Source organism: Ruegeria sp. YTSA168, from assembly GCF_059610045.1.
Genome location: NZ_JBXWMW010000017.1, coordinates 42,051 through 49,032, shown reverse-complemented (window position 1 = coordinate 49,032; position 6,982 = coordinate 42,051). Strand labels below are relative to the sequence as shown.

General features: G+C 54.9%; 7 protein-coding genes and 1 pseudogene. 6 read left to right on the top strand and 2 right to left on the bottom strand.

Annotation, left to right across the window (positions count from 1 at the left end):
* Positions 1 to 77 precede the first annotated feature (77 nt).
* Both AC2FFE_RS19350 and AC2FFE_RS19345 read right to left on the bottom strand, forming a co-directional pair.
* Complete coding sequence (locus AC2FFE_RS19350; protein WP_496847444.1) at positions 78 to 965, bottom strand: FAD:protein FMN transferase; 888 nt, start codon at positions 963 to 965, stop codon at positions 78 to 80.
* Positions 962 to 3,007: a 4Fe-4S binding protein gene (locus AC2FFE_RS19345; RefSeq protein ID WP_496821173.1), complete on the bottom strand. Its 2,046-nt coding sequence runs from the start codon at positions 3,005 to 3,007 to the stop codon at positions 962 to 964. The genes AC2FFE_RS19350 and AC2FFE_RS19345 overlap by 4 nt, the downstream gene beginning before the upstream one ends.
* A 217-nt stretch (positions 3,008 to 3,224) precedes the next feature.
* Here AC2FFE_RS19345 and pqqA point away from each other — a divergent pair, with 217 nt between their 5' ends.
* From pqqA to AC2FFE_RS19315, 6 genes and pseudogenes are all read left to right on the top strand, one after another.
* Positions 3,225 to 3,332, top strand: a complete 108-nt coding sequence (gene pqqA / locus AC2FFE_RS19340) for a pyrroloquinoline quinone precursor peptide PqqA (protein WP_170537497.1) — start codon at positions 3,225 to 3,227, stop codon at positions 3,330 to 3,332.
* Between the two features lie 26 nt (positions 3,333 to 3,358).
* Positions 3,359 to 4,246 carry a pyrroloquinoline quinone biosynthesis protein PqqB gene (pqqB, locus tag AC2FFE_RS19335; RefSeq protein ID WP_496821175.1) on the top strand — a complete coding sequence of 296 codons (888 nt, stop codon included), beginning with the start codon at positions 3,359 to 3,361 and terminating at the stop codon, positions 4,244 to 4,246.
* On the top strand, positions 4,243 to 4,971 hold the full coding sequence (gene pqqC, locus AC2FFE_RS19330) for a pyrroloquinoline-quinone synthase PqqC (protein ID WP_496821176.1): 729 nt from the start codon (positions 4,243 to 4,245) through the stop codon (positions 4,969 to 4,971). Before pqqB ends, pqqC begins: the two co-directional genes overlap by 4 nt.
* Positions 4,968 to 5,255, top strand: a complete 288-nt coding sequence (gene pqqD / locus AC2FFE_RS19325) for a pyrroloquinoline quinone biosynthesis peptide chaperone PqqD (RefSeq protein ID WP_496821177.1) — start codon at positions 4,968 to 4,970, stop codon at positions 5,253 to 5,255. The genes pqqC and pqqD overlap by 4 nt, the downstream gene beginning before the upstream one ends.
* Positions 5,252 to 6,331, top strand: a complete 1,080-nt coding sequence (gene pqqE / locus AC2FFE_RS19320; RefSeq protein ID WP_496847443.1) for a pyrroloquinoline quinone biosynthesis protein PqqE — start codon at positions 5,252 to 5,254, stop codon at positions 6,329 to 6,331. Before pqqD ends, pqqE begins: the two co-directional genes overlap by 4 nt.
* Positions 6,318 to 6,560: pseudogene (locus AC2FFE_RS19315) on the top strand (DDE-type integrase/transposase/recombinase); the annotation flags it as partial. The gene pqqE and the pseudogene AC2FFE_RS19315, both read left to right, overlap by 14 nt.
* Positions 6,561 to 6,982: the final 422 nt, after the last annotated feature.

Below are 6,982 nucleotides of genomic sequence, written 5' to 3'. Positions count from 1 at the left end.
ATGACCAAACGCGCAGTCCAGGCCTGTTGATAGAAAACCAATAAACAAAGCAAAGCCCCGGTTCTCCGGGGCTTTTTTTATCCAGTCAGGGCTCTCACAGTACCGTTTGGGTGAATACAAATAGCGGTGGTTTCGTTGTCGATTTCAGTAAGAACGGAGCGGATTTCCGCTTTGCTCGCGTAACAGAAAGCCGTCGACAACGCATCAGCAATCGTCGCGTTCGACGACTGTACGCTGACCGTGGACCATTGCGGCGCGCGTGTGCCGCTTGGGTCTAGAATATGCGGAGCACCCGAGCGCGTCTGTGCCACCGACGGGCTGGAGGTTGCAACAGCGCGATCCCGCAGTCGGATTGTTTCAACCAAACCATGCAGCGGGTCGGAGACGCCCAGGTTCCAGATGCGGCCTCCGGCGTGGAACTCTCCGACATTGACCAGCACATTCGTCCACCCGGACTGACGCAGCACGCGCGCGACAAGGTCTGTAGCGTATCCTTGAGCTATTCCATTGAAAGTCAGAGATTGGCCCCGATCCAACTGAATTCGAGACCCGGTAACACTCACCCGATCCCAACCAACGAGTCGCTTTGCTGCTTTGATCTCTTGGGAGGTGCTGGCCACCCAAAGCGGCTGGACCGTCGGATCAAACAGTCCTCCGGTCAGTTTGTATGCGGTATCGCTGACCGCGAGTAGAGATAGAAAATCTGCAGCAGGATCGCTCAGATACCCCATGCGATTCAGCTGTGACAAGGTTGAGTCCGGACGGTAGAGGCTAAAGAGCGCATCACACCGTTCTAGCGTGGACTGCACCTGCAAAATCGCGTCCTGTGCTGCGTCAGGATCACCTTCGAGGGTTAGGCGGACCTCGGCCCCCAAGGCATAGCCTTGCCATTGGAAAGGACGCGCCTGTGCAGGTGTCGCAAGGGCGGCAGCGGAAATGGCGAGAAAGCGCCGTCGGTTCATCATCGCGCAGCCACCCCTTGGCCCCGGCGCCGCGCTGCGATGATCAGCGGCACGCAGCGGCTTTGGTCATCGTGAATGGCGACACAGTCAAGACATTGAAAGCATTCATCATACTGGATTTCGCCGGTTTTCCGGATCGCGCCGTATTTGCATTTGACCTTGCAGAGCTGACAGGGTGAACCGCATTCGGCGCGGCGTTCGATCCAATTGCGACCGCGCAGCAATCCTCCGATCGCCATAAAGGCCCCCAGGGGGCAAACGTAGCGACAAAACCCCTTGAACAACACCATGCTCAGCACCAGCCAGAATATCGCGTAGGCCGCATAATACCACTCGCGGACAAAGTAGGTTGTAATCGCGGTTTTGAAAGGTTCGACCTCGGCTGCTTTGTCAATCTGATCCGGGGCGATGAAGACGACCGATATCAACGTCAGAAGAATGGCATATTTCAGCCATTTCAACCGATTGTCCCATTTTGGCGAGGGTTCGATCTGTGGGATACGCAGTGCTTTACCCAGGTGATGGGCAAATTCCTGCAACGCCCCGAACGGGCACAGCCAGCCGCAAAATAGCCCCCTGCCCCACGCCACGAGGCCAGCCAGTGCCACCGCCCAAACCAAAAGCGAGAAGGGATCGTAGAGCAGAAACGCAAAGCTTCCGCCTTCCAAGGCCGTGCGCAGAGACCCCAGAACCGTAACGATTGACAGCTGACCCTGTCCCCACCAGCCGATGAAGCCTGTGACAATGGCAAGAACCCCAAGACGCAACGGGGTAAACAGCGGTCGAGCCGCAAACGCGTTCATCCGCAGGCCCAAAACACCGACGAACCCGGTCAGGAAAACCCCCAATACGATCATATCAGCCTGGCGGTTCCGCAGCGCTTCCAGCCAGGGCGGCGCTGGTTTGACCTGTACTGGCCTGTCAAAAAACCGTTCGGGCGTGCTGTGAGGTACCTCTAGTGTCACCGAGCCCGTTTCGGGTTGAAACATACCGTGTTCACGCACCGCCAGAACCTTAAGCACCCACTCACTTGCAGGATCAAATCCCAACCTGCGATCCGTCCGCAAGATCATGGCGACTCCGTCCGGCATGTTATCTGACAGCTCAACCAGAAGGTCTGCATCACGCAACGCGACCGGAAGCCCACCCTGTTCGGCCGCGATCCAGTCCGGTGCGGTGTTGCGTACAAAATCATCGCTGACCAGTCCGTGGCGGGCAGTTTCGATCAGAAGGATGGGTTCGTCATTGTCTGAGATTTCCATAAAGTTCTGCAGCTCTTCAAAACTGTCTTCAGACAATGCCGCACGGGCGATGGATTTGGGGCCCAGATCCACAATCCAGAGATCAAGATAGGGGTCTTCAGGATAGTCCTGCGCCTCGGGGTCGTCATCTTCCCACAAGGTGCCTTCGAACAGAGTGTCGATTTCGGCATTGGTAACTACTTTGTGCGTCGCGATGCCCTGATCAACTAAATCCTGCCAGGTCAAATTCTCTTCGTAATCGGGATTCGGAAATGCCGGCGGCGATGTTGCCAACCCCTTCATTTTCTCGCGCGCGACGGCCAAAGCGGCCCCCATAACTGACTCATGCGCGATCCGAACGCTGGCTGTCGCTTTTGTGACCCCGTCCAAATACACAAGAGACGACCCGGAGGCACCATCTCCATACGGCGTGCCAACCACGATGGAATCCGATATCGAAAGCCCACCATATTGTTCGAAAAACTTGTGGAACGGCGCCTCTCCGAGACCGGATACAAAGATCGGCTCGTTGTGTTCAATAAGTTGAACGTCCAGGAATCGCCCCTCGAAATCCAGAACAACAAGCAAATTTATGGGTGCTCCGGAAAAGCCGGGCAATGGTGCTAGAGGCTCGGATTCAAACACATATCCCACCTCTGCACCACCCGAGTTCAGCAAACTGTAAACACCATCTTCATTCAAAGCTTCGCCCAGCGACATCGGTGCCCGTACGTAGGGTTCGATCTGTTCACGCGGCAAAGGCTCGGCCATGGCCGCAACGCTGCCAAGCAGTAACACCAACATAAATTGAAACACGCGCATGTGCGGCAGAGTAACTTTCCACCCTTTGGCAGGACATTCGACAAAAGTCTTAAGCAATGTATCTACGACCCTAAGACTGTTGACGCGAATTCCCGGACCACAGAAACTATTGCCAATTCCTACGACCAAAGCATCATTTTCCACGGATGGCTCGAACTGTAGGTTTTGAAGAAACCAGTTGATCATGGGAGGAACGATCATGACTTGGAGCACACCGAAGCTGAAAGAAGTGAACTGCGGAATGGAGATCAACATGTACTCTCCGTCCGAGGATGAAGGCCGCGAGCACGAGCGCGACCTGTTTTAATCACTTGAACTCAGCGGGGGCCCAAAGTGCATTTTCTGGTTCTTGGGGCTTCCGCAGGCGGTGGACTGCCACAATGGAATTGTGGTTGCCGGAATTGCGAGGATGCTCGTAAAGGGCTTATACCGCCTTCCGGTCAATCTTCTTTGGCGGTATCGCCGGACGGTGTGAATTGGAGCATTCTCAATGCCTCGCCGGATATTCGGCAGCAGATGTTCGACAATCCCCAAATGCACCCCCGGTCTTTGCGCGATACACCGGTTCTCTCGGTTCTGCTGACCAACGGAGATATCGACCATATTGCAGGTTTGCTCAGTCTGCGTGAACAAACCCCTTTTACCCTGTTTGCAACAGGCGACATTCTGGATGTGCTTTCAATCAACCGGATCTTCGATGCGGTGAACCGGGCGAAAGTAGATCGCAGACGAATTTCTCTGGACCAAGATTTTGATCTTCAGGATGGGCTTCAGGCAAGATTGTTTGCAGTCCCCGGCAAAGTGCCTTTGTTCATGGAAGACGGCACAGTGCAGACCGACCTGATCGGAGAACAAACAGTCGGCGTACGACTTAGCGCAAGCGACAAGGTCGCCTATTACATCCCCGGATGTGCGCAGGTGACACCGGACCTTCTGTCTCAGATCGCAGATGGGGATCAGCTGTTCTTTGATGGCACACTTTGGGATGATGACGAAATGATCCGAACGGGAACCGGCATCAAAACCGGGCAACGCATGGGCCATATCTCTGTCAGCGGGCCCAATGGTTCAATCGCTCAGCTAGAAGGCATCCGGGCAGCCAAGACATTCATACATATCAACAACACCAACCCGATGCTGCAGCCCAACGGGCCAGAGCGAGCTTTTGTCGAGAACGCGGGCTGGTCCATCGCTTACGACGGGCAGGAGATCACCATATGAGCCGTGAAACGCTGGAAGCCCGCCTGCGCCAGATCGGCGCTGAGCGCTACCATGATAAGCACCCGTTTCATCATCGGCTTCATAGCGGGCAGTGTACACCTGATCAGGTGCGTGCCTGGGTGATAAATCGATGGGCCTATCAGTCAGCCATTCCGATGAAAGACGCAGCTTTTATCTCACGCTGTACAGATCCCGATATCCGACGCGAGTGGCGTACCCGGATCGAAGACCACGACGGTGGCGTTGACCAGGGTGGCGGCATCCGAAGATGGCTCAAGCTGGCCGAGGCAGTGGGATTGGACCCTGACTATGTTGCGTCCGGCCAAGGCATCCTTCCAGCGACCCAGTTCGCCGTGGATGCCTATGTGCATTATGTCCGGGAAAAACCGCTTCTTCAGGCCGTTGCGTCCTCACTGACGGAATTGTTTGCACCAAAAATCCACGAGCAACGGATTGAAGGACTTCTGGAACATTACGACTTCGCGAATTCAGATAGCCTGTCCTATTTCCAGAAGCGCCTGACCCAGGCGCCCAAAGATGTGGCGTTTGGCCTGAATTGGGTGCTCGATCATGCCGACACGTCTGAAAAAGAAGATATGGCCTGTGAGGCTCTGGTTTTCAAAACCAATGTCCTTTGGGCTCAGCTCGATGCGCTTTGGGGGGCCTATGTCGAACCCGGCTTGATCCCTCCCGGAGCGTGGACACCCGGGGAAGGTCTGGCATGACACTCGAACTGCTCCCCAAAGATCGCCCTTATCTGCCACGCGGTGTACGAATTCAACGCGACAACGTTCGCAATCGCACGGTGCTGATGGCCCCGGAAAAAGTGATCGAACTGGATGAGATCGGTGTCGCGATCCTTACAAGAATCGATGGCGACACCCGTTTCGATCAGATCATTGCCGATCTGGCTGAAACCTATAACGCACCGATCGATAAAATCGCACAGGATGTTCAGCAATTTCTGCAGGCCCTTCGCAGCCGATTGTACCTGATGGTGCGGATATGAGTGTGCAACCACCCGTCGCACTTTTGGCAGAGTTGACCCATCGTTGCCCGCTCAGCTGCCCTTATTGCAGCAATCCGATCGAGCTGGAGCGCAAAGAAACCGAGCTGGACACCGACGCGTGGAAAGACGTGTTCCAACAGGCCTACGACATGGGCGTGTTACAGCTGCATTTGTCCGGCGGCGAACCCGCATCACGCCGCGATCTGGAAGAGTTGACCGAGGCCGCCGCAGCCACCGGGCTCTATACCAATCTGATCACGTCGGGCATAGGTTTGACGCCAAAGCGATTGGATCGCCTTGAGGCGGCTGGACTGGATCACATCCAGCTGTCGCTGCAAGGCACCAACGCGGCTTTGGCCGATCGGATTGGTGGGTATCGCGGAGGTTTTGATCGCAAGATGATCTTCGCCAAAGAGGTCAGCGCGCGGGGCATTCCGCTGACATTGAATGCCGTTATGCACCGTCAAAACCTGGACGATCTGGATCGTACAATTGAAATGGCCGTGGAACTTGGAGCGCGCCGACTAGAAGTGGCTTGCGTTCAGTTTCACGGTTGGGCTTTGGAAAATCGATCCGCCTTGCTGCCAACCCGCGAGCAAACCCAAATGGTAAAGAATACCGTTGCCGATGCCGCCCAGCGTCTTAAGGGTGTTCTTGCCTTCGATTTTGTACCGCCTGACTATTATTCGGACTATCCCAAAGCCTGTATGGGCGGCTGGGGTTCAACAGGCCTGAACGTTACGCCCAATGGCACCGTCTTGCCTTGCCACGCGGCCCAGACAATCAAACATATCCACTTTGATACTGTCCGAGACAAAAGCCTTAAGGAAATCTGGTACCATGGCGAGTCTTTTAACATATACCGCGGAACCGATTGGCTACCCGAGCCCTGTCAGAGTTGCGACCGCAAAGAAGTGGATTTTGGTGGCTGCCGGTGTCAAGCGCTCGCGCTGTCCGGTGATGCCGCCGCGACTGATCCGGTTTGCCAGAAATCACCAATGCATGCTCAAATCGCGACGGTACTGGATCAACTTCCCAACTCTATGAACACCACGTTAGTTTATCGCAAAATCTAAGCCCAACTCTGCTAGCATCAAAGCTATTAACAAGATGCTGAACAGCTTTGGTTGTCCGATACCGATCAAGATGGTGAAGCAGCAATATCTCAACAGCATCATTGAACAAGACCATCGATTCATCAAACGTCGGATCAGGTCCCTGTTGGGTTTCAAGTCTTTCGATTCAGCTGCATCTGCCCTGGCTGGCATCGAGCTGGTCAACATGATCCGCAAAGGTCGATTCAGACCAGGACTCTCCCGGTTTGCGTGCGGTCGTCTATCCGTGGTGACACCGTGCAACACTCTCCCGCCCGCAGTGCCTATGCGGATCGGTTTGTCGGGGAACGCGACGGTAGGCCGCCGAGGTTTTGATCTCGCCGGTATTGCCGACATAGAGAAACGCAGCATTGCAGAGAAGAAGTGTGAGCACGTTCCGAAAAAAAGTGATAGGGGCGGAAAGTCAGAAACCGCGCTTCAACGCAAGTTTCCAGGCTCATCCTCAACATATCTGCGCAATGCGTCGATATCCAGTTGAAGGTTGGTCCCTGATTTCTTTCAAAAGTGCGCAGTATCCGAAGGATGTGATCCTGTTCGCAGTATTCTTCTACGTTCGATACGGCGTTTCCTACCGCGATCTGGAAGAGATCATGTCAGAGCGTGGTGTGTCCG

Coding starts and splice junctions, on each gene's coding strand:
- AC2FFE_RS19350 (WP_496847444.1), bottom strand. CDS start 965: ATGATGAACCGACGGCGCTTTCTCGCCATTTCCGCTGCCGCCCTTGCG.
- pqqA (WP_170537497.1), top strand. CDS start 3,225: ATGACTTGGAGCACACCGAAGCTGAAAGAAGTGAACTGCGGAATGGAG.
- pqqC (WP_496821176.1), top strand. CDS start 4,243: ATGAGCCGTGAAACGCTGGAAGCCCGCCTGCGCCAGATCGGCGCTGAG.
- pqqE (WP_496847443.1), top strand. CDS start 5,252: ATGAGTGTGCAACCACCCGTCGCACTTTTGGCAGAGTTGACCCATCGT.
- pqqD (WP_496821177.1), top strand. CDS start 4,968: ATGACACTCGAACTGCTCCCCAAAGATCGCCCTTATCTGCCACGCGGT.
- AC2FFE_RS19345 (WP_496821173.1), bottom strand. CDS start 3,007: ATGTTGGTGTTACTGCTTGGCAGCGTTGCGGCCATGGCCGAGCCTTTG.